We start from the raw sequence: 23,197 nt of genomic DNA, 5'->3' as shown, positions 1-23,197 counted from the left end.
TCGACCTTTCAGGTGGGATCCTTGAGCAGCCGGCGCAACACCTTGCCGGCGCCCGTCGTGGGCAGCGCGTCGATGAAGCTCACTTGGCGCGGCGCCTTGTAGTTCGCCATGTGCTCGCGCGACCAGGCGACGAGCTCATCGGCCGCGAGCGCAGCGCCGGCCTTCTTCACGATGAAGGCATGCACGACCTCGCCCTTGGCCGCATCGGGCTGCGCGATGACCGCCGCCTGCGCCACCGCCGGATGGCGCAGCAGGATGGTCTCGACCTCTTCCGGGAACACGCTGTAGCCCGAGACCTTGATCATTTCCTTGAAGCGGCCGAGAAAGCTGAGATAGCCATCGGCATCGAGCCGCCCGATGTCGCCGGTGTGCACCCAGCCGTCGCGCAGCGTGGCGGCCGTGGCCTCGGGCTTGTTCCAGTAGCCCTTGAAGTTGCCGGGGCTGCGCAGCACGATCTCGCCGCTGTCGCCGGTCGCGCAATCGGCGCCGCTCTCGGGGTCGACGATGCGGATCGTCACGCCCGGCACCGCCACGCCCTGCGTGCCCCAGCGCGGCGCATCGTGCGGCGTGTAGGTGTCGCAGGTGTGGGTCTCGCTCAGGCCATAGGCGGCTTCGAAGGAACTGCAGGCCGGCGCGTGGCCGCGCCACTGCGTTGCCAGCGCTTCGGTGAAGGTGATGCCGAAGCTGGTCACCGGATTCATGCGCAGGCTCGACAGGTCGAAGCGACCGATGTCGGGCAACTGCATCACGGCCACGTTCATCGGCGCGATGCTGTACCACCAGCTGACCCGATGGGCTTCGATCGCCTGCGGCACGGCCTGCGGGTCGAATCGGTACAGCAGCACCGACGCGGCGCCGGTCAACACCGGCACGTCGATGCCCATCAGCATGCCGGCGATGTGATACAGCGGCGCGATCGACAGCAGCACGTCCTCGCTGCCGACGCCATTGCAGTCGGCTGCAGCGCGGGTCTTGAAGAGCGCATTGCCATAGCTGAGCATCGCGCCCTTGGGCAGGCCGGTGGTGCCCGAGGTGTAGGTCATGAGCGCGACGTCGTCGAGCGCAATGTCGACCGGCTCCGGTGTGGCGTCGCTGCGCATCACCTGCAGGAAGTCCTCGCAACCGCCGGCGATCTCGCGCGGCTGGTCGCGCAGCGCCAGCAGGTCGGCCGGCAACGACGGCACCGCCGCATCCGTTGCAGGCAGCAGGTCGCCGTAGTGCACGACGAACACGTGCGACAGCGTGCTGTCGGGCTGCACCTGTCGCACCACCGGCATCAGCGTGGCAGCCGCCACGATGACGCGTGCCCGCAGGTCGTCGAGCTGGTAGGCGAGTTCGTGCGCCTTGTTCAGCGGGCCGCTCGGGCAGACGATGGCTCCGATCTTCTGGATGCCGAAGTGCGCCACCAGGTACTGCGGGCAGTTGTTGAGGAACAGCACCACGGGTTCGCCCTTGCGCACACCGATGGCCTGCAGCCGCGCGGCGAAGGCGTCGCTCGCGCGGTCGAGTTCGGCCCAGCTCATGGGCTCGCCGTACCAGAGGCAGGCGGCGCGTTCTCCGCGTTCGCGCGCATGCGCGCGCAGGTATTCGTGCAACGGCCGCTGCGGACGTTCGCGCAGCGCGGCAGAATGAGGGGATGGCCTGGTGCTTGTCTCCATGGCGTCACTCTTTGAGGGTTATCGATAGCCATTGCAGCACCTTGCGTGCTTGCCAATGGCGACATCGTGCAACAACAATCCTACCCATGGGTAGAACATCGGAGACACCGGGCAAACCTCACTTGCCCGCCGGCACGGGCCGACAACGCGCCGCAACGGAATCGACGGACGTGCAGCGCGAGCGCATCCTTCAGGCGGCCGCGACGCTGTTCGCCAGCCAGGGCTATGCCAACACGACGATGGCGCAGGTCGTTCGGGCACTCGGCGTGACCAAGCCTTTCGTCTATTACTACTTCCGCGACAAGCAGGAGATCTTCGAGACGCTGTCGTGGCGCCCCACGGTCGATTGCTTCACCTCGATGGATTTCGCGCCGGACGACAAGCGCCCGGCACGCGTCAAGGTCACCGAAGGCATCGAGCGGCTCATCCGCGCGACCATCGCGCACCACCCCTGCGCCGTCTTCCCTTACCGCGAACCCCAGGTGTACCGGCCCGAATACCTCGCAGCACAGAAGAAGCTCGCGCACCACTTCTATGACCGGCTCTGTCGGCTGCTCGAGGAAGGCCGGCGCGACGGCGACTTCGACTTCGGCGAGACCCGCATCACCGCGCTGGCGGCCTGCAGCCTGCCCGGTTTTCTGTATACGTGGTATCGGCCGGACGGCCGCTTGCCGCCGGACGCGATCGTGGCCGAGCTCTCGCGGCTGGCCTGGCGCGTGCTCGGCCTGCGCGAACGCCGGTAACGAAAGCAGGCCGGCGCCGCGCCACGGCGTGCGCTGTTACGCCTGGTCGCGAAACTGCCGTCGTCCTGCGCTTAAGCTCGTCCGACACACGGAGAGACTCGCACGATGACCACATCCCTCCAATTGATCGGTGCGCCGACCGACGTCGGCGCCAGCGTCCGCGGTGCCGGCATGGGGCCGGACGCACTGCGCGTGGCCGACATCGCCGGCGTGCTGTCGCGGCTCGGCCTGCAGGTGACCGACATCGGCAATCTCGCCGGACCGGCGACGCCGTGGCATGCGCCGGCCAACGGCCTGCGTCATCTCGACGAGGTCGTGGCCTGGAACCGCACGGTGTACGACGCGGTCGATGCCGCGCTGGGTGCGCGCCAGGTGCCACTGATGATGGGCGGCGACCATTGCCTCGCGATCGGCTCGATCAGCGCCGTCGCCTGGCACGTGCGGCAGCGCGGACAGAAACTGCGTGTGCTGTGGCTCGACGCGCACACCGACGTCAACACCGACAGCACCAGCCCGAGCGGCAACATCCACGGCATGCCGGTGGCCTGCCTGCTGGGCCATGGCCCGGCCGCGCTGACCGGCTGGAGCGGCGAACGCGCCGCCTTGACACACGACGCCATCCGCTTCATCGGCATCCGCAGCGTCGACGCGGACGAGAAGCAGGCGATTCGCGAGCGCGGCCTGAGCGTGTTCGACATGCGCCACATCGACGAGTACGGCATGCGCACGACGCTCACCGAAGCGTTGCAGGACATCGACGACGACACGCACCTGCACGTCAGCTTCGATCTCGACTGCCTCGATCCGGACTACGCGCCCGGCGTCGGCACCGGCGTGCGCGGCGGGCCGACCTACCGCGAGATGCAGTTGTGCATGGAAATGATCGCCGACACCGGCCGCCTCGGTTCGCTCGACGTGGTCGAGCTGAACCCCGCGCTGGACGTGCGCAACCGAACCGCGGAGATCGCGGTGGAACTCATCGAGAGCCTGTTCGGCAAGTCGACGCTGGTGCGTTGAACGACGCGGAGGGGATGAATGGGCGTACTTCCTACGTGGATACGTGCGCTGCCGGAAGCACGCCGCGCGGCGCCGCAGCGTAAATTGGCCCTTTCAATCGAACAAAAACCATGGCCACCACAGCGAAGCCGCCGTCCGGCGCGTCCGATGAGCATGAAGCAGATCAGCCGTTGCGCATCCTCGTCGTGGAAGACGATCCGGCGGCACTCGCTGCAACCGTGGACATGCTCGAGGCCCTCGGCCATTGGACGGCGGGCGTCAAGAGCGCCGAAGTGGCACGCGACCGCTTCATCGATGGCGCCTTCGATGTACTGATGACCGACGTCGGACTGCCCGCCCTGTCGGGGCTGGACCTGGTCGAGATCCTGCAAGCCGACGAGAAGCTGCAGGTGATCTTCGCCACCGGCCGGCCGCGTCCCGAAAGCCCACCCGTCGGTTCGGTCTGGTTGCAGAAGCCCTTCGGTGTCGACGAACTCATGGCCGTCCTGCGCGGGATCAAGCGGGCCAGTTGAAGCCGCCGAACCCCGTACGCTGAACGCCGAAGGCGGCGAAACGACCGATCAGCCCCGGTCGGCCGCAGGCGAAACCGATTCCTGGGGAAGCAGCCCGAGCGGCTGCATCTCTGCTTTGCCCGGCAATGAGACGGGAGACGTCGCAGGCGGCGGCGGTGCCGGCTCGTCCGCTTTTTCGTCGGGCGCATTCGGCACCACCAGATATCGGTTGAGCAAGGTGAAGAAACGCTCGTAGAAGCGCTCGTCGGTCAGCGTCTCGCTGGCCACCTTGACCATCGCATCGTCACTCGACGAGAACGGCAGCGACAGAGAGCCGATCACCCCGACGCCGACGCTCGCGGAGTTGTTGACCTTCTTGATGCCGTAGCGGTCCTGCAGCGCGGTGACGAATGCGATCGTGCTGCGCTGCTCGCCCTTGCGCGCGTGCGTATCGGCTGCGCAGACCACGCGGAACTCGACTTCCACATGGACTTCGGCTGCGGGCTGGAAACTCTTGCGGCCGGTGACGAGATCCGCGTTGGCCGCGGTGATCAGGTAGCCCTGGCTCAGCAGCGCACGCCGGGCCGCCTCGCAGGTCTGCGCCTCCGTCGCCCCATAGCTGCGCGAATGGGTGGTCGTGGAATCGAATTCCTCCGGCTCGTACGAAACGCGCTTGGGTGCGGTCGCTCCGCAGGCGGCAAGCACCAGCGGAAGCAGCACGGCGGCGGCGCGGGAAGCGCGCGAAGCAGGAAAGGCGCGAATGGGCGAAGGCATGGCGTGCATCGGAAACCGGAATGAGCGAGATGCTACCGGCACCGCGCCGGGCTCTCGCAGCTTCGAGCCGTATGCCGTCGCCATGTTCCCGCCTTCACACGTCTTTTCACGGCGAGCACGCCGTGAAGGCCGGAATCAGGGATACAGGCCGCGCTCCTGGCGTGCGGTGAGGATGCGCTCGCAGGCCACGGCGTAGGTCGCGGTGCGCAGCGTGATCTTGTGCTTGTCGGCCGTGTCCCAGATCTGATTGAGCGCGTTCATCATGATGCGGTCGAGCCGCACGTTGATCTCGTCCTCGTCCCAGAAGAAGGACGAGAAGTCCTGCACCCATTCGAAATAGCTGACCGTCACGCCGCCGGCATTGCAGATCACGTCGGGCACGACCAGCACGCCGCGCTCGGCCAGGATGTCGTCGGCGCTCGGCACGGTCGGTCCGTTGGCGCCTTCGAGCACCAGCTTCGCCGTGGTCTTCTGCGCGCGTTCGGCAGTGATCTGGCCTTCGAGTGCCGCGGGAATCAGGATGTCGCAGGCCACGTCCCAGAACGATTCGTTCTCGACAACGTCGCCGCCCTTGAAGGCGACCACGCCGTCGGTACGCGACACCGGGATCAGCGCGGCCAGGTCGAGGCCCTGGTCGTTCACGATGGTGCCGGTGTGGTCCTGCACGGCGACGACCTTGGCACCGGCTTCGACGAACAGTTCGGCCGCGACCGAGCCCACGTTGCCGAAGCCCTGCACCGCGACGCGCGCACCGCGCAGGTCGAGGCCGAGGCGTCGTGCCGCCTCGCGGCCGGTCACGAACACGCCGCGGCCGGTGGCCTTCACGCGACCCAGCGAGCCGCCCAGGTGCAGCGGCTTGCCGGTGACGACGCCGGTGGCGGTGCCGCCGACGTTCATCGAGTAGGTGTCCATCATCCAGGCCATGATCTGGCCGTTGGTGTTGACGTCGGGCGCCGGAATGTCCTGCTGCGGGCCGATGATGATGCCGATCTCGCTGGTGTAGCGGCGCGTGACCTTCTCCAGCTCCTTCAGCGACAGCTTCTTCGGGTCGACGCGGATGCCGCCCTTGGCACCGCCATACGGCAGGTTGACTGCCGCCGTCTTGACCGTCATCCAGGCCGACAGCGCCATCACTTCTTCCAGCGTGACGTCGGGGTGGAAACGCACGCCGCCCTTGCCCGGCCCGCGCGACATGTTGTGCTGCACTCGGTAGCCCTCGAAGTGGGCGATGGTGCCGTTGTCCATCTCGATCGGCACGTCGACGATCAGCGCGCGCTTGGGGCGCTTGAGCGTCTCGGCCCACTTGGCGAGGCCGCCGAGATAGGGAACGACGCGATCGACCTGCTGCAGGTAGGTGCCCCACGGGCTGTTCGGCGTGGGGTGGACGAAGGACAGTTTTTCGCTCATGAGAGATACCTCGGTGGATGAACTGGCCGGACGATAGCCGCGCGGCGTGACACGCGCCACTGCCTATGCACGCGGCGATCGTGGTTATGCGCTTGCGGCAAAGCATGCCCTCTGAAGGGGCGCCGATGCCTTGAATTAATTTCCATCATGATGGACAATAAATCCATCATGACGGAAATCAAGCCAGCCGCGGAAGCGGACATCAACCAACGCATCGCTCGCCGCGTGGCGGCGCTGCGCGCGTCCAGCGGCCTGTCGCTGGATGCGCTGGCCGCGCGCAGCGGAGTCGGCCGCTCGACGATCTCGCTCATCGAACGCGGCGAAACCAGCGCGACGGCCGTCGTGCTCGAAAAGGTCGCCGCCGGGCTCGGCGTCGCATTGGCCGCGCTGTTCGAAAGCGAGCGCGAGACGCCCAGTCCGCTGATGCGCCGCGCCGAACAGCCGGAATGGCAGGACCCGGCGTCCGGCTATGTGCGACGCAACGTTTCGCCGCCCGATCACGGCTCGCCGCTGCGCATCGTCGAAGTCGACTTTCCGGCGGGTGCGCGCGTGGTGATGGAGGGAGCGAGTCCGGATGCCGTGCTGCACCAGCAGGTGTGGCTGCTCGAAGGTGTGATGGAACTGGCGCATGGCGGCAACCGCTGGCGGCTGGAGGCCGGCGACTGCCTGGCGATGAACCTCGAGGGTCCGCTCGAATACCGCAACCCGACCCGCCAGCCCGCACGCTATGCGGTCGTATTGGCAACGAGCCGCTTCGCCACCGCTGCGAGGAGGCCGGCATGACGGCCGCACCGATCGAGATCCGGCGCCTGCTCACCGTGGACGAGACGCAGGTCCGCGAACTGGCCGACGTGCTGTGCGACTGCGTGGCCGGTGGCGCCTCGGTCAGCTTCATGCTGCCGCTGTCGCAGGCCCGCGCCGAGGCGTTCTGGCGCGATGTGGCCGGCGGCGTGGCACGTGGCGAGCGCGCGCTGCTGGTTGCACAGGACGCGAACGGCACGATCGTCGGCACCGTGCAACTCGTGCTGGCCCAACCCGAGAACCAGCCGCACCGCGCCGACGTCGCCAAGATGCTCGTGCACCGTCGCGCGCGACGCCAGGGCATTGCGGCGCGCCTGATGCGCGCCGTCGAGTCCGAAGCCGCGGCCGAAGGCAAGTCGCTGCTGGTCCTCGACACCGCCACCGGCGGCGACGCCGAGCGGCTCTATGGCGGCCTGGGCTGGCAACGCTGCGGCGTGGTGCCGGGCTACGCGCTGTGGCCGGACGGCGGCCTGTGCGGCACGACGATCTTCTTCAAGCCGGTCGACGCCATCAAGGCACCTTGAAACTGATCACGGGCGCTTCATCACCGCCGCCCGACTTGAGCTCCCCGCGTGCCGGGAGCTTCGGCTCGGCATCACCGGTCTGAACGGGAATCGACGTGACGCCGCCCGCACCGAATTGCGCGGTGAAGACATTGAGATAGGCGAGGCCATCGGCGGACGGCGTGACCGTCAGCGCCAGCTCGCTTGCGCCCAGGGACAACGCCGTCTCCGACTCGGATGCCGACATCTGCAGGCCGGCATCCGCCGACAGACGCAGCGTGGCGGCGGGATCGGTCACGGCATCGAAGTACAGCGTCACTGCGAAAGGCCGGCCGGCGACGGCCAGGCCGTCGGCACGGTAGCGCACCCGGACGCCCGATCCGTTCGCCTTTTGCAGCGTGTCGCGGATGCCTGGGGACGGCACCCGCGCGTGCGCCGCCGCCGCGGCCGGTGCCGTCGATGCATCGCCATGCCGCGCGAGCATCGGGACCAGGCAGAAGGCGAGCGCCACGATGCATACCAGCAGGCTGCGGACATGCGGGGAACGAAGTGCTTGCATGGGACGCCCTTCAGTTGACGCTGACCACGAAGCAGGTGTTCGCAGCGCTGTTGTTGTAGTCGGTGACAGCCAGCACGTGCGTGCCGGTTTCGAGATCGGTGGACAGCGCCTCGGCCGACGGCGCCGTGGCGTCGGCACTCGCCATCAGCCCGGACAGGCGATAGAGCGCGAAGTCGGGGTCGGTCGCTGCGCCTCCGCCGGACACCGCAATGCGGTAGGTTCCGGCGGCCGGCACATCGAAACGCACGAAGGCATAGTTGCCCAGCTTGTTGCCGCCCGCCGTGGCGCCGAGGCGGTTCGACACGCAGGCGTTGACGCTCCCGCCCACCGTCAGCACCTGGTACATCGGCAATGCGACGCTGGACCCGCCCGAAGTGGTCTCGCCGGTGCCCCAGCCGTCGGCTTCGGCGTCGATGTTCTGCGCGGCGAGCAGCGGCGCAAAGCGCGCGCCGGCCGCCGGGGCCTGCTGCTTCAGCGCCGCATTGAACGCATGGATCGACGTCAGCGGGCCACCGGCCATGAACCTGGCGCCGGTCATCGTGTCGAAGATCACGCCGAAACCCTGATCGGCGTTGAGTCGCCAGAGCACCTGATCGATCGATTGCTCGTTGAACCAGCCCTTGACCGCCTTCGTGCCCGTCGGTCCCGCAGCGAGGTCGATCGACAGTCCACTGGCCTGGCCCTTGCCGAGCGAGTCGGTGTAGGTGCTTCGTGCCAGCGCAATGCCCGACCATGCGTTGCCCCAGCCCTCGGAGAACGCGACGCGTGGATCCAGCAGATCGCCTGCACCGTGGCCACCGCCGACGCTGTCGTCCCGGCTGATCGCATCCTGGAAGTAATGCCCCCATTCATGGGCGATGACGGACGAGTCGAACTCGTCGGTGTCGACGTCTTCCTTGCCGAGCACGAAGATCCTGGCGAACAGGCCGGCCGGCCTGTAGACGGTCGTACCGATCTGGCCGAGCGCGATGTCGCCGCTGGTCGGCACGTTGTTCGGGCTCCAGTACAGGCCCAGCTTCGGGAAGGCCATGTTCGGCGCAACCGACAGCACCTTCTGCTGCGCGATGTAGACCGTGTCGAGGATGGCCCAGGGTGCCGCGAGCCGCGCGCCGGCATAGCCGTGGCCGTCCCAGCCCGAGCTGGCATGCAGGTCCTTGCGCACACCTTGCGGCGTGGCGACCTGCGTCTCGCTCTCCAGGCTGTAGATGCTGTTGAGCTGCGTGTTGTCGGCAACCCGCGTGTCCCACGACGGACCGTCGCCGAGCTGCTGCATCCTGGCGACGACTCGCACGACGAACGAACGGCCGACTGGCACGGTGGCCGTGTAATGGCCGGCGGCATCCGTGGCGGTGGCCGCGATCACCGCCTGCGCGTCATCGACGAGCTCGACGATGGCGCCGCGCACCGGCTTGCTGACGACGGCGTCATAGGCCAGCGGCCCGCTGTCGTTGGGTATGGCGTCGAAGCTGACGTCACCCGCGACGGTGCTCAGCGGCACGTCGATCTCGGCGCTCGCGTCGGTTTTCTGCACAAGACCGGCATCCGTGCCGCTGCTACCACCACCGCCGCCGCATCCGGCAAGCGTGATGGCCAGCGTCAAGACGCAGTGCCCCAACAGGGTTTTCAGTGTGTTCATGGCTCAGGTCGATAAGACGAGATGCAATGGCGCATCTCTTTCGGAGCCAAAAAACTATCCCCTCGGAACACGCCCTCCTGCGTCTTCCATCCAATTCATGGGAGCGGTCGAGGAACCGGCTGTTTTTCCCATCGAATCAGCGTCATCGGCCCATGGGCAAATGCACGTCGCCGATGCTTTGTGGCCGATCGGTCAGGCCTTCGGTCGACCGCCGAAGATGGCGGTCCCGATGCGCACCATCGTGCTGCCGGCCGCAACGGCGGCCTCGAGATCGGCGCTCATCCCGAGCGACAGCGTGTCGAGCGCCATGCCGTCGGCTCGGAGCTGCGCGAAGACCTGCGCAGCCCGCAGGAAGAGTGCGCGTTGGGCCTCGAAGTCCGGCGCCGGCTCGGGGATCGCCATCAGGCCGCGCAGGCGCAGGCGCGGCAACGCCGCCACCGCGCGCGCCAGCGGGAGCGCATCTTCCGCGGCGACGCCCGACTTGTTGGCCCCGCCGTCCACATTGACCTGCAGGCAGACCTGCAACGGCGGCAGATGCGCCGGGCGCTGCTCGGCCAGGCGTTCGGCGATCTTGAGCCGGTCGACGCTGTGCACCCAGTCGAAGTGCTCGGCCACGACACGTGTCTTGTTGCTTTGCAGCGGCCCGATGCAATGCCATTCGATGTCGCCGCGCAGATCGGCCAGCGCTTCGATCTTGGCGACACCTTCCTGCACGTAGTTCTCGCCGAATGCGGTCTGACCCGCGGCAAAGGCTTCGCGCACCGCATCGGGGCCGAAGGTCTTCGACACCGCGAGCAGACGCACGCTGTCCGGCGTTCGTGTGGCCGCCGTACAGGCGGTGTCGATGCGTTCGCGAACATGTGCGAGCTGGCTGGCTATCGTCGTCATAATCATCCGGAAAATCGTATCAAACGGGCCCAGGGAAACATCGTGGACATCACCCAGCTGCTCGCATTCAGCGTCAAGAACCAGGCGTCGGACCTGCACCTGTCGTCGGGCCTGCCACCGATGATCCGCGTGCACGGCGACGTGCGCCGCATCAACGTCGAGCCGCTGGACCACAAGGCCGTGCACGCGATGGTGTACGACATCATGAGCGACCTGCACCGCAAGCACTACGAGGCGTTCCTGGAAGTCGACTTCTCGTTCGAGATCGACGGGCTGGCGCGCTTCCGGGTGAACGTCTTCAATCAGTCGCGCGGAGCGGCAGCGGTGTTCCGGACCATCCCGTCGAAGGTCCTCACGCTGGAGCAGATCAACGCGCCACGCATCTTCGGCGAACTGGCCCTCAAGCCGCGCGGGCTGGTGCTGGTCACCGGGCCGACCGGCTCGGGCAAGTCGACCACGCTGGCCGCGATGATCAACTACCTGAACGAGACCGAGTATGGGCACATCCTCACCGTCGAGGACCCGATCGAATTCGTGCATGAGTCGAAGAAATGCCTGATCAACCAGCGCGAGGTCGGCCCGATGACGCTGAGTTTCGCCGCGGCACTGCGCTCGGCGCTGCGCGAGGACCCGGACGCGATCCTGGTCGGCGAGATGCGCGACCTCGAGACCATCCGCCTCGCGATGACCGCGGCAGAAACCGGCCATCTCGTGTTCGCCACGCTGCATACGTCGAGCGCGGCCAAGACCATCGACCGGATCATCGACGTGTTCCCCGGGGACGAGAAGGAAATGATTCGCGCGATGCTGTCGGAGTCGCTGCAGGCCGTGATCTCGCAGACGCTGTGCAAGGCCAAGAACGGGCAGGCTCGCGTGGCGGCGCACGAGATCATGCTGGGCACGCCGGCCATCCGCAACCTGATCCGCGAAGGCAAGGTCGCGCAGATGTATTCGGCCATTCAGACGGGCAGCGGCCAGGGCATGCAGACGCTGGACCAGAACCTGGCGGACCTCGTGCGACGCGGCCTGATCTCGTCGGCGGAAGCCCGCAGCAAGGCCAAGATGCCCGAGAACTTCACGAGCTGAACACAGCACAGGCGCACGACCATGGAACGCGATCAAGCCAGCCAGTTCATCAACGACCTGCTCAAGCTCATGGTGAGCCGCAACGGCAGCGACCTGTTCATCACCGCCGACTTTCCGCCCGCCATCAAGGTCGATGGCAAGCTCACCAGGATGTCGGCACAGCCGTTGAGCGCGCAGCACACGCTGGCGCTCACGCGGTCGGTCATGAACGACCGCCAGGTGGCGGAGTTCGAGCGCACCAAGGAATGCAACTTCGCGATCTCGCCCACCGGTATCGGGCGCTTTCGCGTCAACGCCTTCGTTCAGCAAGGCAAGGTCGGCATGGTGATGCGGACCATTCCGTCGAAGCTGCCGACCATCGACGGCCTCGGCATGCCGCAGGTGCTGAAAGACATCACGTTGAGCAAGCGCGGCCTGGTGATCCTGGTCGGCGCGACCGGTTCGGGCAAGTCGACCACGCTGGCCGCGATGGTCGACTGGCGCAACGACAACTCCTACGGCCACATCGTGACGGTGGAAGACCCGGTGGAGTTCGTGCACCCGCACAAGAACTGCGTGGTGACGCAACGCGAGGTCGGCATCGACACCGACAGCTGGGAGGCGGCGCTCAAGAACACGCTGCGCCAGGCGCCCGACGTGATCCTGATGGGCGAGATCCGCGATCGGGAGACCATGGAACATGCGGTCGCCTTCGCCGAGACCGGCCATCTCTGCATGGCGACGCTGCATGCCAACAGCGCCAATCAGGCACTCGACCGCGTCGTCAACTTCTTCCCGGAAGAACGCCGTGCGCAGTTGCTGATGGACCTGTCGCTCAACCTGCGCGCGCTGGTGTCGCAACGGCTGATCCCGACCGAGGACGGACTGAACCGCATTGCCGCGGTCGAGGTGCTGCTGAACACGCCGCTCGTCACGGACCTGATCTTCAAGGGCCAGGTCGGCGAGATCAAGGACGTGATGAAGAAGAGCCGCAACCTCGGCATGCAGACCTTCGACCAGGCGCTCTTCGATCTGTTCGAGAGCCATGCGATCTCGTACGAAGACGCGCTGCGCAACGCGGATTCGGCCAACGACCTGCGCCTTCAGATCAAGCTCAACAGCCGCCGCGCGCGCACGCCCGACCTGTCGGCCGGCACGGAGCATTTCGCGATTGTCTGAACAGGTGCCCGACCGTGGCGCGGCCTGCCGGGTCGAATGGGCGGGCGAGCGTCTCGACCTGCTGCCAGAACGCGCACTGTGGTGGCCCGCCGAACGCATGCTGTTCATCGCCGATCTGCACCTGGGCAAGGCGGCGACCTACCGTGCGCTGGGCCAACCGGTGCCCGGCGGCACCACGCAGGAGAATCTCGCGCGGCTCGATTCGCTCCTGACGCGCCATGACCCGCGGCAATTGGTGTTCCTGGGCGATTTCCTGCACGCGGCGCAGGCACGCACGCCCAGGTTGCTGGCGCTGCTCGACGCTTGGCGCGCGCGTCACGCGGACATCACGATGACGCTGGTGCGCGGCAACCACGACAGCCGTGCCGGCGATCCACCCGCCGGGCTGCGCATCGAGGTGGTGGACGAGCCGTGGCTGGTCGGGCCTTTCGCCTGCTGCCACCATCCGCAGCAGCATCCGACGCACTTCGTGCTGGCCGGCCATCTGCATCCGTCGTTCACGCTGCACGGTCGCGGTCGCGACCGCCTGCGGATGCCCTGCTTCGTGCAGGAGCCGCACCAGGCGATCCTGCCGGCCTTCGGCGAATTCACCGGCGGCTGGCAGATGGAAGCCGCCCCGGGGCGGCGCTTCTATGGCGTCGGCGGCGATGCCGTATGGGCCCTGCCCGGCACCGGCGTTGTCTGACGCAGGGCCTTCGGCGCACAGTTAGGATAGAAGACCCTACCGCCCACTGCCCATGCCCACCAGAACCAAGCTCAGCGCCGCGCACCTCGGCGGCACCGCCGACGACGTCGAAGCGGCTTTCTACGAAGCGCTCCAGCGCGGCGACATCGATGCCCTGATGGCTTGCTGGGCCGACGACGACGAGGTGTTCTGCGTGCATCCGGGCGGTCCGCGGCTGGTCGGCCCCGCCGCGATCCGCGCCGCGTTCGAGCACATGTTCGGCAATGGCGCCATCCACGCGTCGCCAGCCCGGGTGCGCAAGGTGGAATCATTGGCCAGCGCCGTGCACAACGTGCTGGAGCGCATCGAAGTGCTGACGCCCGAAGGCGCACGCCACGCCTTCGTGCTGGCAACGAACGTGTATCACAAGACCGCCGAAGGCTGGCGCATGGTGGCCCACCATGCGAGCCCCGGCAGCGCAGTCGTGCCCGACGAGGACACCGAGGCACGGCAGACCCTGCACTGAAAGCACGGCGATGGAGAGTTACGTTGCACCCCGCTGGTTGCCCGGAGGCAATCTGCAGACGATCTGGCCCGCCCTCTTTTCGCGCCGCGGGGCCAGCGCCCCGCCGGCCTATCGCAGGGAACGCTGGCAGGCACCGGACGGCGACTTCATCGACGTCGACTTCATCGATGCACCGCAACCCGGCCGCCGCACGCTGCTGGTGCTGTTCCACGGCCTGGAAGGCTCGTCGCGCAGCCACTATGCGGAAACGTTCGCGGCCTATGCCGCGGACCGGGGCTGGGCTTTCGCCGTGCCGCATTTCCGCGGCTGCAGCGGCGAGATCAACCTGGCGCCACGCGCCTACCACTCGGGCGATTTCGAGGAGATCGGCTGGGTCCTCGCGCGCCTGCGGGCGCAACATGACGCAGCAGGCGGCGGCCCGCTGGTTGCGGCGGGCGTCTCGCTCGGCGGCAATGCGCTGCTGCGCTGGGCCGAGGAAGCCGGCGGCGAGGCGGGACGCGCGGCCGACGCCGTGGCCTCGATTTCGGCCCCGCTCGATCTTGCCGCCGGTGGCGCGGCCATCGGGCAGGGCTTCAACCGGCTGGTCTACACCCGCATGTTCCTGTCGACCATGAAGCCCAAGGCGCTTGCCAAGCTGGCGCAGCATCCCGGCCTGTTCGACCGCGACCGGCTGATGGCAGCGCGCGACCTGTTCGAGTTCGACAACGTATTCACGGCGCCGCTGCACGGGTTTCGCGACGCGCAGGACTATTGGACGCGCGGCTCCGCCAAGCCCCACCTGCACGCGATCCGCATCCCCGCGCTGGTGATCAACGCGGTCAACGACCCTTTCGTGCCGGGCGCGAGCCTGCCGCGGCAGCAGGACGTGGGCACCAGCGTCACGCTCTGGCAGCCACGGCACGGTGGGCATGTCGGCTTTGCGGCCGGCCGCCTGCCGGGCCACGTACGCACGATGCCTGAACAGGTCGGCGACTGGCTGGCCACGCGCGCCGGACCGTCTCCCCAGCCAACATGAAGGATTTCCATGGATGACATCGTCAAGCAGGCATTGGCCAAATGGCCGAACGTGCCGGATTGCTACGGCTGGCTGGGCCTCGACGCCCGCGGCAACTGGTACATGCGCGACGACCGCACGCAGGCCGAGGGTCCGTTCCCCGTGGCCAAGGGCTCGATGCTGCGGCACGACAAGCTGATCGAGTTCATCCACCGCAACTATGACCAGGACGCGCAAGGTCAGTGGTTCTTCCAGAACGGTCCGCAGCGTGTCTATGTCGAACTGGAGGCCGCACCGTTCGTCTGGCGCATCCACGCCGACGCCTCGGTCGAGAGCCATACCGGCCAGCCGGTGGTGCCGACGGCCTGCCTGCTCGACGAGACGGGCAAGCTGTATCTCGCCGCGCCGATCGGACTCGGGCTGGTCCACACCCAGGACGTCGGCCTCGCGGCGGACATCATCGAAAGCGGCAGCTGGACGCCGGAAGAGGTTCTGGCGGACGCGCTGCCTAGTCGCTTCGGCCACGTGCTGAGCCCCGCCGCGGCCCACGCGGCCCTGTCGACCGCTTCGCTCAGGCAAACGTAAACGTGAAAAAGCCCAGCGGCGCTGGGCTTTTTCATTCGGCTGGCCACCACCTGCGGGGTGGCTCGTCGCGCAGTTACTTGGGAGCGCTGGCGGCCGCAGCGGGTGCAGGCGCTGCAGGCGTCGAAGCGGCTGCGGGCGCTGCGGGTGCAGCAGCCGCGGGATCCGCAGCGGCACCTTCGGCAGGCGCCGCACCTGCGGCCGGACGGTCCGGCACCGGGAACTTGGCGCCGCCGGCATTGGCCATGTAGACCACCGCGCGGCCGATTTCGAGGTCTTCGAAGTCGCCGCCGCCTTGCGGCGGCATCGCACCCTTGCCCTTGAGCGCGTGCTCGAGCAGCGTCGCGTAGCCCTGGCCGATGCGCGGCCCCCACGCGGCGGCATCGCTGAAATGCGGCGCGCCCGGGATGCCTGGCGAACCGTGGCAGGTCGTGCATTGCGCCTTGAACACGGCCTCGCCGGTCGCGAGCGCTCGGTTGGCGTCGCGGATTTCGATGGAGCCAATTTTTTTCAGTCGCTCGGCGACGTCACGGTCGCGAGCATCCTGGGACACGCCGTACAGCGCCATGTTGTCGCCCTGCGCAGAACCCGAGGGCCGCACGCCTGAAACCACGAAGGAGACGAGCCCCACGATGATCAGAATCGGTCCGACGAAGGAGAAAAAAACTGCGAGGAGCAGTTGTTTCGGGTTCTTGATCGGTCCGGTGTGGGCGTCTTCTGTAGCCTGGTAGTGCGTGTCTGCGCTCATGGCGTCCTCAAATCGGGGGCTTCTCGGGGGCTTTTCTCAATCACCGCGAATTATAGAGAGGCCCTTCGCCCGATCGGGGAAAGGCCTGTCACCTATTCACCGGCTCGCCCAACCGCCACCCAGCGACTTGTAGAGCGCCACCTGGTTCTGCAACTGCTGCAACCGCGCCTGAACGGCAAGCTGCTGCGCACTGAACAGCGAGCGCTGCGCGTCGAGCAGATCGAGCGCGCTCGCCACGCCGTTGCGGTAGCGCAGGTCCGACAGCTTGAAGCGCACGCCTTCGGCATCGGCCTGAGCGCGTTGCGCGCGCACCTGCTCGCCGAAGGTCTCGCGGCCGGCCAGCGCATCCGCGACTTCCCGGAATGCGGTCTGGATCGACTTCTCGTACTGCGCCACGGCGATGTCACGCCCGGCGATCGACGACTCGAGCCCTGCGCGGTTCGCACCTGCGTTGAAGATCGGCAGCGTCAGTTGCGGCGCGAGCGAAAAGGCGGTCGATCCGCTCTTGAACAGCCCGGACAGCTCGTTGCTCACCGTGCCCGCGCTCGCCGTCAGCGAGATCCGCGGGAAGAAGGCCGCGCGCGCCGCACCGATGTTGGCGTTGGCGCCGATCAGCACCTGCTCGGCCTGCCGGATGTCCGGCCGCTCGATCAGCAGATCGGACGGCAGGCCGGCGGGCAGTTCCTGCATCGGGCTGACGCTCTCGAGCGGACTCTGGCCGTTGGCAACGGTCAGCGCGCTCGATGGCATCGGCGCCCCGAGCAACAGCGCCAGCGCGTTCTCGTCCTGCTGGCGCTGGCGCCTGAGTTGCGCATACGACGCACGCGCCGACTCGGCGAGCGAATTGGCCTGCTGGAAGTCCAGTTCGGACGACACGCCGTTGTCGAAGCGCAGCTTGGTCAGCCGCACCGAATCCTCGCGCGTGGCGAGGGTCTGGCGCGTCAGCGCGAGCAGTTCGTCGTCGGCCAGCAGCGTGTACCAGCCGGTGGCAACGGCGCTGACCAGGCTGATCTGCGCGGCCTTGCGTGCCTCGTCGGTGGCCAGGTACTGCGCCAGCGCCTGCTGCTTCAGGCTGTCGAGGCGACCGAAGAAGTCGATCTCCCACGCCGAAATGCCGAGCCCCACCTGAAAGGTGTTGCCCAGGCGGCCATCGATGACCGATGGCTGTCGCGTGCCGGAGACGATCCCGCTGACGGCCGGCAACTGCGCCGCCCTGCTGATCTGGAACTGCGCGCGGGCCTGCTCGATATTGAGCACCGACACCCGCAGATCGCGGTTGTTGGCGAGCGCGGTGTTGATCAGCGACTGCAGCCGCGCGTCGGCGAAGAAGTCCTGCCAGGCGGTGTTGGCGGCGGCCACGCCGGCCGGCTGCGCCGGATCGCCCGGGAAGGTGGTCGGCACCGGCGCCGCGGGGCGCTCGTAGGTCGGAATCAGCGAGCAGCCGGCCAGGAATGCGCTGGCGGCCGCGGCGACCAGCGCCTTGCGAAGGATCAATGGCTTCTTAAACATGGTTCTGCTCCACCCCTGCGGCATCGGCATGACGCTTGTCCGCTTCCTGCTGCCGCTTGCCGCCCTTGAACAGGCCGCGCACCACCACGAAGAAGACGGGCACGAAGAACACGGCCAGCACGATGCTCGTCACCATGCCGCCCAGCACGCCGGTACCGATGGCACGCTGGCTGGCCGAACCGGCACCGGAGGCGATCACGAGCGGAAGCACGCCGAGACCGAAGGCCAGCGAGGTCATCACGATCGGACGGAAGCGCAGATGCGCGGCCATGAGAGCCGCCTCGATCACGCTCTTGCCCTGCGCCTGCAGATCCTTCGCGAACTCGATGATCAGGATCGCGTTCTTCGCGGACAAGCCGATGATCGTGATCAGCCCCACCTGGAAGTACACGTCGTTCGAGTAGCCGCGGAACAGCGTGGCGAGCACCACGCCGAGCACGCCCAGCGGCACCACGAGCACCACGGCCAGCGGGATCGACCAGCTCTCGTACAGCGCCGCGAGACACAGGAACACCGCCAGGATCGCGAAGCCGTAGAGGATCATCGCCTGCGAGCCGGCGAGCTTTTCTTCACGCGACTGGCCGGTCCACTCGTAGCCGAAGCCCGGTGGCAGCTTGGATGCGAGCTGCTCCATCTCCGCCAGCGCGGCACCGGTGCTGTAGCCCGGCGCCGGGCTGCCGGCGATCCGCATCGCGGGGTAGCCGTTGTAGCGCACGGTCTGCGTCGCGCCCTTGATCCAGCGCGTGGTCGCAAACGCGGACAGCGGCACGCCCTGGCCCTTGGCATTGGTGGCGTTGAGCTGCAGCAGATCGTCCGGCTGCATCCGCGCAGGCGCATCGGCCTGCACCACCACGCGCTGCAGGCGGCCCTGGTTCGGGAAGTCGTTGATGTACGACGAGCCCAGCGCGGTCGACAGCGTGGCGTTGATCGAATCGAAGGTCACGCCCAGGGCATTCGCCTTGTCGCGATCGATGTCGATCTGCAGCTGCGGCGCATCTTCCAGGCCGTCCGGACGCACCTGGGTCAGCACCTTGCTCTTGGACGCCATGCCCAGCATCTGGTTGCGCGCGTTGACCAGGGCCTCGTGGCCCGCGCCGGCGCGGTCCTGCAGACGGAAGGTGAAGCCGGAGGCGGCACCCAGTTCGGGAATCGGCGGCGGGTTCAGCGCGAAGATGAACGCATCGCGGATGCCGAACAGCGCGCCGTTCAGGCGAGCGGCCAGCGATTCGGCCGACATGCCCGCACCCTTGCGCTCATCCCACGGCTTGAGCGTCACGAACGCCAGACCGGCGTTCTGGCCCTGGCCCGAGAAGCTGAAGCCCAGCACGCCGACCATGCTTTGGACTTCGGGCTGCTTGAGCACCTGTGCCTCGACCTGCTCCATCACGGCCGTCGTACGCTCCAGCGTCGCGCCCGGCGGCAGTTGCACGTTCACCAGGATGTTGCCCTGGTCTTCGCTCGGCAGGAAGGACGTCGGCAGGCGGGTGTAGACCAGCGCCACCACGCCGATGATGGCGACGTAGATGACGAGATAGCGGGCGGCGCGCTTGAGGATGCGCGCGACCCAGCCTTCATAGCCCTTGGCGGTCCGCGTGAAGCCGCGATTGAACCAGCCGAAGAAGCCCTTCTTCTCGTGATGGGCGCCGGCTTCCATCGGCTTGAGCAGCGTGGCGCACAGCGCGGGCGTGAGCGACAGCGCCATGAAGGCCGAGAAGCCGATCGACGCCACCATCACCGCCGAGAACTGGCGGTAGATGTTGCCCGTCGAACCCGCAAAGAATGCGAGCGGCACGAACACCGAGATCAGCACCACGGTCACGCCGATGATGGCGCCCGAGATCTGCTTCATCGCCTTGCGCGTGGCCTCGATGGGCGACAGGCCCTCCTCGGACATGATCCGCTCGACGTTCTCCACCACCACGATCGCATCGTCCACCACGATGCCGATCACCAGCACCATGCCGAACATGGTCAGCACGTTGATCGAGAAGCCCAGCGCCAGCAAGGTGGCAAAGGTACCCAGCAGCGCGACCGGCACCACGATGGTCGGGATGATCGTATAGCGCCAGTTTTGCAGGAACAGGAACATCACGACGAACACCAGCGCCACCGCTTCGAACAGCGTCTCGGCGACCTGCTTCATCGAGATCCGTACGAAGTCCGAGCTGTCGTACGGGATGGTCCACTTCACGCCCTTGGGGAAGTACTGCTGCAGCTCGGTCATCTTGGCGCGCACGGCGTCGGCCGACTGCAGCGCATTGCCGCTCGGCGACTGCTGGACGCCGATACCGACCGCAGGCTTGCCGTTCAGGCGCGCCGAGGTCGCATAGGTCTGACCGCCCAGTTCGATGCGGGCGACGTCGCGCAACCGCACGGCCGAACCGTCGGTGTTCGCGCGCAGCACGATGTTGCCGAACTGCTCGACGCTGGCGAGCTGGCCGTTGACGACCACCGTCGCGGCAATACCCTGGCCCGACACGTTCGGCAGGTCGCCGATGGTGCCGGACGACACCTGGGCGTTCTGCGTGCGGATCGCGTTCGAGACGTCGGCCGTCGACAGGCTGAAGCCGCGCAGCTTGGCCGGATCGATCCAGATCCGCATCGCGCGTTCGCTGCCGAACAGCTGGGCCTGGCCGATGCCGGGCAGGCGCTGCAGTTCGGGCACGACGTTGCGCGCCGCGTAGTCGCCCAGTGCGATCGGATCGATCGCCGGGTCGTCCGACGACAGCATCGTGAACAGCAGGAAGTTGGAGCGCGACTTGTCGACGCGCACGCCCTGCTGCGTCACCACCGACGGCAGGCGCGGAGTGGCGCGCGACAGGCGGTTCTGCACGTCCACCTGCGCCAGGTCGGAGTTGGTGCCCGGCTGGAAGCTGATGGTGATCGTGCCGGTGCCGTCCGCTTGCGCGACCGACTCCATGTAGATCATGCCCTGGGCGCCGTTCATTTCGCGCTCGATCACGGACAGCACGCTGTCCTCGAGCGTCTGCGCCGACGCGCCCGGATAGGCGACGTTGACGACGATGGCCGGCGGGGCCACCGGCGGGTACTGCGCGATCGGCAGCTGCGTGATCGCAACGCCGCCCATCACGAGGATGAACAGCGCGATCACCCAGGCGAAGATCGGGCGTTCGATGAAGAATTTAGCCACGCTTCAGGCTCCTCAGGACTTCGGCGCCGCAGCAGGCACGGAGGCCGGTGCGGCAGGTGCAGCCGCGCCCGCCGGCGCTGCGGCCGCGGTGTTGGGTGCGCTCCAGGGCACGGCCTTCACCGGTGTGCCGGGCGGCAGCATCTGCAGCTTCTGGAAGCCGTCGACCATCACCTGCTCGCCGGCCTTCAAGCCTTCGAGCACGATCCAGCGGTTGTTCTGGGCGGCGCTGATCTTCACCTTGCGCTGGCTGATCTTGCCGTCGGCACCGACCACCGACAGCGTGTCGCCCTGCTGGGTGCGCGTGACGGCCTGCTGCGGCACGCTGATCGCGTTGGCGGCCTGTGCCTGTTCGATGCGCACGCGCACATAGAGGCCCGGCAGCAGTTCGCCACTGGGGTTGGGCACTTCGGCGCGCAGCGTGACCTGGCCGCTGGTCGGGTCGACCGTCAGGTCGGAGAACAGCAGCTTGCCGGCCTGGCTGTATTCGGTGCCGTCTTCCAGCACCAGCTTGACGCTGGCGGCTTCGCCGCTCACGCGCTTGAACTGACCCGACTCCATGGCGCGGCGCAGCTTGAGCGCGTCGTTCGCCGACTGGGTGAAGTTGATGTACATCGGGTTGATCTGCTGGATCACGGCAAGCTGCGTCGCCTCGCCCTGGCCGACCAGCGCGCCTTCAGTGACCAGCGCGCGGCCGATGCGTCCGGCGATGGGCGCCGTGACCGAGGCGTAGCCCAGGTTGATGTTGGCGGTCTGCACGGCTGCGCGGCCGACGCCGACGTCGGCTTCAGCAGCCTTCCAGGCCGCCACGGCGTTCGCGTATTCCTGCTTGCTCACGGCGTTGGCCTCGACCAGCGGCTTGTAGCGATCGGCCAGCGCCTTCGCCTGCACGGCGTTGGCTTCGGCGCGCGCCAGGCTGGCCTGCGAACTGGCAGCGGCCGCGGTGTACGGCGCGGAATCGATGCGGAACAGCTGCTGGCCCTGCTTCACATCGCTGCCTTCGCGGAACAGGCGCTGCTGCAGGATGCCGGCGGCGCGGGCACGTACTTCGGCGACGCGCGAGGCCTCGAGCCGACCCGGCAGCTCGGTCACCAGGCCGACGTCGCCCGGCGTCGCCACGACCACACCGACTTCGGGCGGCGGCGGCGCACCGCCACCACCGGTCGCGCCAGCACCGGCAGCGGGTGCATCACCCTTGCCGCAGGCGGCGAGGGACAGCACCACCGCGCCGAAGACGGTGGCGATCGCCCAGGAGAACGGGCGACGGAACGATTGCGGAACATGCGAGACGGGCATGCGATTCCTTCCAGAGGGGATCAATCAAAAAGTGGGGGCCGAAACACGGGTGCAAACGGAATACCCGACATACCGCAAGAAATCGGCCAGCGCGCGACTATACATACATTCGTGAATGTATAGTCGCAAGCACCTGGTGGAAACCCGCAATCTACACAAGAAAGGAGACATGTCATGGCGCGCCGCACCAAAGAGGAAGCCCTGGCGACCCGTCACCGCTTGATCGATGCGGCGGAAATGTTGTTCCAGTCACAGGGCGTGTCACGTACGTCGCTACAGCAGATCGCGGAACACGCGGACGCCACGCGGGGCGCGGTGTACTGGCATTTCAAGGACAAGGCCGACCTGTTCAACGCGATGATGGAACGCGTCAAGCTGCCGCTGGAAACGGCGGCGCAGGAAATCGGCGTCAGCAGCGACGACCCGCTGACACAGATCGAGCAGATGATGCTCCACGCGCTGGAACTGATGACGACCGACCCGCAGGTTCGACGCGTGTTCGAAATCGCCACCCACAAGATCGAATACACGGCGGAGATGCAGTCCGTCCAGCAGCGCCACCAGACCGGCCGCGACGAATGCGTCGCCGATTTCGAGCGAGCGCTGCGGCTGGCCGCACGCCGCAGCCGTGTGCGGCTGCTGATTCCCGCGGGCACCGCGGCGCAAGGCCTGCATGCGCTGATCAGCGGGCTGATCCAGGACTGGCTGCTGGCCCCCGAAGTCTTCGACCTCGTGGCGACCGGCCGCCGGATTTTCGCGGTCTACGTGGCCGGACTGGGTTTCGACTGGCCGCCTGTGCAGGAAACAGAAGCCGTGGCCGCGAAGCAGCGCGCGATCAGTGATAATGGCGGGCTGTCGGGGAATCCGGCAGACCTCTCTCGCTGTATTTCAACGGATAGAATTCGGCCCTCCGAAGGCTGAGATCCAGGTTCGATTCCTGGCGGCGGGACCAGATACAAGAAGCCGGGAGCTTGCAGACAAGCTTCCGGCTTTTTTCATGGGTCGGCAC

22 protein-coding genes and 1 tRNA gene are annotated in these 23,197 nt (G+C 67.3%); 13 read left to right on the top strand and 10 right to left on the bottom strand.

The features are described from left to right. Positions 1-8 precede the first annotated feature (8 nt). Entirely contained in the window at positions 9-1,658 is a 1,650-nt protein-coding gene (locus AC07PZ_RS24175) for an AMP-binding protein (protein WP_495297693.1), read from the bottom strand. An 86-nt stretch (positions 1,659-1,744) separates the two neighbouring features. On the opposite strand from AC07PZ_RS24175, the gene AC07PZ_RS24170 reads away from it, so the two are divergent. From AC07PZ_RS24170 to AC07PZ_RS24160, 3 genes are all read left to right on the top strand, one after another. Beyond that, complete coding sequence (locus AC07PZ_RS24170; RefSeq protein WP_495297692.1) at positions 1,745-2,401, top strand: TetR/AcrR family transcriptional regulator; 657 nt, start codon at positions 1,745-1,747, stop codon at positions 2,399-2,401. 105 nt (positions 2,402-2,506) lie between these two features. After that, positions 2,507-3,418: an arginase gene (gene rocF, locus AC07PZ_RS24165; RefSeq protein WP_495297691.1), complete on the top strand. Its 912-nt coding sequence runs from the start codon at positions 2,507-2,509 to the stop codon at positions 3,416-3,418. A gap of 110 nt (positions 3,419-3,528) precedes the next feature. Beyond that, positions 3,529-3,930 carry a response regulator transcription factor gene (locus AC07PZ_RS24160; RefSeq protein WP_495297690.1) on the top strand — a complete coding sequence of 134 codons (402 nt, stop codon included), beginning with the start codon at positions 3,529-3,531 and terminating at the stop codon, positions 3,928-3,930. A 48-nt stretch (positions 3,931-3,978) separates the two neighbouring features. On the opposite strand, the gene AC07PZ_RS24155 is transcribed toward AC07PZ_RS24160, so the two are convergent. Next, positions 3,979-4,683: a DUF2242 domain-containing protein gene (locus AC07PZ_RS24155; protein WP_495297788.1), complete on the bottom strand. Its 705-nt coding sequence runs from the start codon at positions 4,681-4,683 to the stop codon at positions 3,979-3,981. Between the two features lie 135 nt (positions 4,684-4,818). Beyond that, positions 4,819-6,090: a Glu/Leu/Phe/Val family dehydrogenase gene (locus AC07PZ_RS24150; protein ID WP_495297689.1), complete on the bottom strand. Its 1,272-nt coding sequence runs from the start codon at positions 6,088-6,090 to the stop codon at positions 4,819-4,821. Positions 6,091-6,258: 168 nt separating this feature from the next. Between AC07PZ_RS24150 and AC07PZ_RS24145 the strand changes: the two genes are divergently transcribed. Both AC07PZ_RS24145 and AC07PZ_RS24140 read left to right on the top strand, forming a co-directional pair. Next, positions 6,259-6,873, top strand: coding sequence for a helix-turn-helix domain-containing protein (locus AC07PZ_RS24145; RefSeq protein WP_495297688.1), 615 nt, complete (start codon positions 6,259-6,261; stop codon positions 6,871-6,873). Then, positions 6,870-7,415: a GNAT family N-acetyltransferase gene (locus tag AC07PZ_RS24140; RefSeq protein ID WP_495297687.1), complete on the top strand. Its 546-nt coding sequence runs from the start codon at positions 6,870-6,872 to the stop codon at positions 7,413-7,415. The genes AC07PZ_RS24145 and AC07PZ_RS24140 overlap by 4 nt, the downstream gene beginning before the upstream one ends. Here the strand turns inward: AC07PZ_RS24140 and AC07PZ_RS24135 are convergent. The 3 genes from AC07PZ_RS24135 to AC07PZ_RS24125 form a co-directional block, all read right to left on the bottom strand. Further along, a complete protein-coding gene (locus tag AC07PZ_RS24135; RefSeq protein ID WP_495297686.1) occupies positions 7,402-7,953 on the bottom strand; it encodes a hypothetical protein in 552 nt (183 codons plus the stop codon). The two genes, AC07PZ_RS24140 and AC07PZ_RS24135, sit on opposite strands and share 14 nt — an antisense overlap. 10 nt (positions 7,954-7,963) lie before the next feature. Beyond that, entirely contained in the window at positions 7,964-9,589 is a 1,626-nt protein-coding gene (locus AC07PZ_RS24130; RefSeq protein ID WP_495297685.1) for a hypothetical protein, read from the bottom strand. A 192-nt stretch (positions 9,590-9,781) separates the two neighbouring features. Beyond that, on the bottom strand, positions 9,782-10,477 hold the full coding sequence (locus AC07PZ_RS24125; RefSeq protein WP_495297684.1) for a YggS family pyridoxal phosphate-dependent enzyme: 696 nt from the start codon (positions 10,475-10,477) through the stop codon (positions 9,782-9,784). A gap of 42 nt (positions 10,478-10,519) precedes the next feature. Between AC07PZ_RS24125 and AC07PZ_RS24120 the strand changes: the two genes are divergently transcribed. From AC07PZ_RS24120 to AC07PZ_RS24095, 6 genes are read left to right on the top strand one after another with little or no spacing between them, the layout of a single operon-like run. Then, positions 10,520-11,563: a type IV pilus twitching motility protein PilT gene (locus AC07PZ_RS24120; RefSeq protein WP_495297683.1), complete on the top strand. Its 1,044-nt coding sequence runs from the start codon at positions 10,520-10,522 to the stop codon at positions 11,561-11,563. A gap of 21 nt (positions 11,564-11,584) precedes the next feature. Beyond that, positions 11,585-12,721, top strand: a complete 1,137-nt coding sequence (locus AC07PZ_RS24115; RefSeq protein WP_495297682.1) for a PilT/PilU family type 4a pilus ATPase — start codon at positions 11,585-11,587, stop codon at positions 12,719-12,721. Beyond that, positions 12,714-13,406: a ligase-associated DNA damage response endonuclease PdeM gene (gene pdeM / locus AC07PZ_RS24110; RefSeq protein WP_495297681.1), complete on the top strand. Its 693-nt coding sequence runs from the start codon at positions 12,714-12,716 to the stop codon at positions 13,404-13,406. The genes AC07PZ_RS24115 and pdeM overlap by 8 nt, the downstream gene beginning before the upstream one ends. A 52-nt stretch (positions 13,407-13,458) precedes the next feature. After that, complete coding sequence (locus AC07PZ_RS24105; RefSeq protein ID WP_495297680.1) at positions 13,459-13,911, top strand: YybH family protein; 453 nt, start codon at positions 13,459-13,461, stop codon at positions 13,909-13,911. A gap of 10 nt (positions 13,912-13,921) precedes the next feature. Next, complete coding sequence (locus AC07PZ_RS24100; RefSeq protein ID WP_495297679.1) at positions 13,922-14,926, top strand: YheT family hydrolase; 1,005 nt, start codon at positions 13,922-13,924, stop codon at positions 14,924-14,926. 9 nt (positions 14,927-14,935) lie between these two features. Next, positions 14,936-15,490 (top strand): DUF2946 family protein, encoded by a 555-nt coding sequence (locus AC07PZ_RS24095; RefSeq protein WP_495297678.1) that lies wholly within the window; start codon positions 14,936-14,938, stop codon positions 15,488-15,490. Between the two features lie 73 nt (positions 15,491-15,563). Here AC07PZ_RS24095 and AC07PZ_RS24090 read toward each other — a convergent pair whose 3' ends face one another. The 4 genes from AC07PZ_RS24090 to AC07PZ_RS24075 form a co-directional block, all read right to left on the bottom strand. After that, on the bottom strand, positions 15,564-16,235 hold the full coding sequence (locus AC07PZ_RS24090; RefSeq protein WP_495297677.1) for a c-type cytochrome: 672 nt from the start codon (positions 16,233-16,235) through the stop codon (positions 15,564-15,566). 96 nt (positions 16,236-16,331) lie between these two features. Continuing rightward, complete coding sequence (locus AC07PZ_RS24085) at positions 16,332-17,744, bottom strand: efflux transporter outer membrane subunit (protein ID WP_495297676.1); 1,413 nt, start codon at positions 17,742-17,744, stop codon at positions 16,332-16,334. Beyond that, on the bottom strand, positions 17,737-20,895 hold the full coding sequence (locus tag AC07PZ_RS24080) for an efflux RND transporter permease subunit (RefSeq protein ID WP_495297675.1): 3,159 nt from the start codon (positions 20,893-20,895) through the stop codon (positions 17,737-17,739). The genes AC07PZ_RS24085 and AC07PZ_RS24080 overlap by 8 nt, the downstream gene beginning before the upstream one ends. A 12-nt stretch (positions 20,896-20,907) precedes the next feature. Then, positions 20,908-22,188: an efflux RND transporter periplasmic adaptor subunit gene (locus AC07PZ_RS24075; RefSeq protein WP_495297674.1), complete on the bottom strand. Its 1,281-nt coding sequence runs from the start codon at positions 22,186-22,188 to the stop codon at positions 20,908-20,910. 174 nt (positions 22,189-22,362) lie between these two features. On the opposite strand from AC07PZ_RS24075, the gene AC07PZ_RS24070 reads away from it, so the two are divergent. Then, positions 22,363-23,109: a TetR family transcriptional regulator gene (locus tag AC07PZ_RS24070; RefSeq protein WP_495297787.1), complete on the top strand. Its 747-nt coding sequence runs from the start codon at positions 22,363-22,365 to the stop codon at positions 23,107-23,109. Beyond that, positions 23,066-23,140, top strand: a tRNA-Arg gene (locus AC07PZ_RS24065). Before AC07PZ_RS24070 ends, AC07PZ_RS24065 begins: the two co-directional genes overlap by 44 nt. Positions 23,141-23,197: the final 57 nt, after the last annotated feature.

The sequence above is a fragment of the Variovorax sp. GW821-FHT10B04 genome (assembly GCF_059415645.1).
This window is presented reverse-complemented; position numbering and strand designations above follow the sequence as displayed.

Excerpts from the sequence above, each read along its gene's own strand:
- AC07PZ_RS24150 (WP_495297689.1), bottom strand. The coding sequence starts at position 6,090 with ATGAGCGAAAAACTGTCCTTCGTCCACCCCACGCCGAACAGCCCGTGG.
- AC07PZ_RS24175 (WP_495297693.1), bottom strand. The coding sequence starts at position 1,658 with ATGGAGACAAGCACCAGGCCATCCCCTCATTCTGCCGCGCTGCGCGAA.
- AC07PZ_RS24115 (WP_495297682.1), top strand. The coding sequence starts at position 11,585 with ATGGAACGCGATCAAGCCAGCCAGTTCATCAACGACCTGCTCAAGCTC.
- AC07PZ_RS24140 (WP_495297687.1), top strand. The coding sequence starts at position 6,870 with ATGACGGCCGCACCGATCGAGATCCGGCGCCTGCTCACCGTGGACGAG.
- AC07PZ_RS24070 (WP_495297787.1), top strand. The coding sequence starts at position 22,363 with ATGGCGCGCCGCACCAAAGAGGAAGCCCTGGCGACCCGTCACCGCTTG.
- AC07PZ_RS24105 (WP_495297680.1), top strand. The coding sequence starts at position 13,459 with ATGCCCACCAGAACCAAGCTCAGCGCCGCGCACCTCGGCGGCACCGCC.
- AC07PZ_RS24145 (WP_495297688.1), top strand. The coding sequence starts at position 6,259 with ATGACGGAAATCAAGCCAGCCGCGGAAGCGGACATCAACCAACGCATC.
- AC07PZ_RS24155 (WP_495297788.1), bottom strand. The coding sequence starts at position 4,683 with ATGCCTTCGCCCATTCGCGCCTTTCCTGCTTCGCGCGCTTCCCGCGCC.
- AC07PZ_RS24095 (WP_495297678.1), top strand. The coding sequence starts at position 14,936 with ATGGATGACATCGTCAAGCAGGCATTGGCCAAATGGCCGAACGTGCCG.
- rocF (WP_495297691.1), top strand. The coding sequence starts at position 2,507 with ATGACCACATCCCTCCAATTGATCGGTGCGCCGACCGACGTCGGCGCC.
- AC07PZ_RS24130 (WP_495297685.1), bottom strand. The coding sequence starts at position 9,589 with ATGAACACACTGAAAACCCTGTTGGGGCACTGCGTCTTGACGCTGGCC.
- AC07PZ_RS24160 (WP_495297690.1), top strand. The coding sequence starts at position 3,529 with ATGGCCACCACAGCGAAGCCGCCGTCCGGCGCGTCCGATGAGCATGAA.
- AC07PZ_RS24090 (WP_495297677.1), bottom strand. The coding sequence starts at position 16,235 with ATGAGCGCAGACACGCACTACCAGGCTACAGAAGACGCCCACACCGGA.
- AC07PZ_RS24125 (WP_495297684.1), bottom strand. The coding sequence starts at position 10,477 with ATGACGACGATAGCCAGCCAGCTCGCACATGTTCGCGAACGCATCGAC.
- AC07PZ_RS24170 (WP_495297692.1), top strand. The coding sequence starts at position 1,745 with ATGGGTAGAACATCGGAGACACCGGGCAAACCTCACTTGCCCGCCGGC.
- AC07PZ_RS24135 (WP_495297686.1), bottom strand. The coding sequence starts at position 7,953 with ATGCAAGCACTTCGTTCCCCGCATGTCCGCAGCCTGCTGGTATGCATC.
- AC07PZ_RS24100 (WP_495297679.1), top strand. The coding sequence starts at position 13,922 with ATGGAGAGTTACGTTGCACCCCGCTGGTTGCCCGGAGGCAATCTGCAG.
- AC07PZ_RS24075 (WP_495297674.1), bottom strand. The coding sequence starts at position 22,188 with ATGCCCGTCTCGCATGTTCCGCAATCGTTCCGTCGCCCGTTCTCCTGG.
- AC07PZ_RS24085 (WP_495297676.1), bottom strand. The coding sequence starts at position 17,744 with ATGTTTAAGAAGCCATTGATCCTTCGCAAGGCGCTGGTCGCCGCGGCC.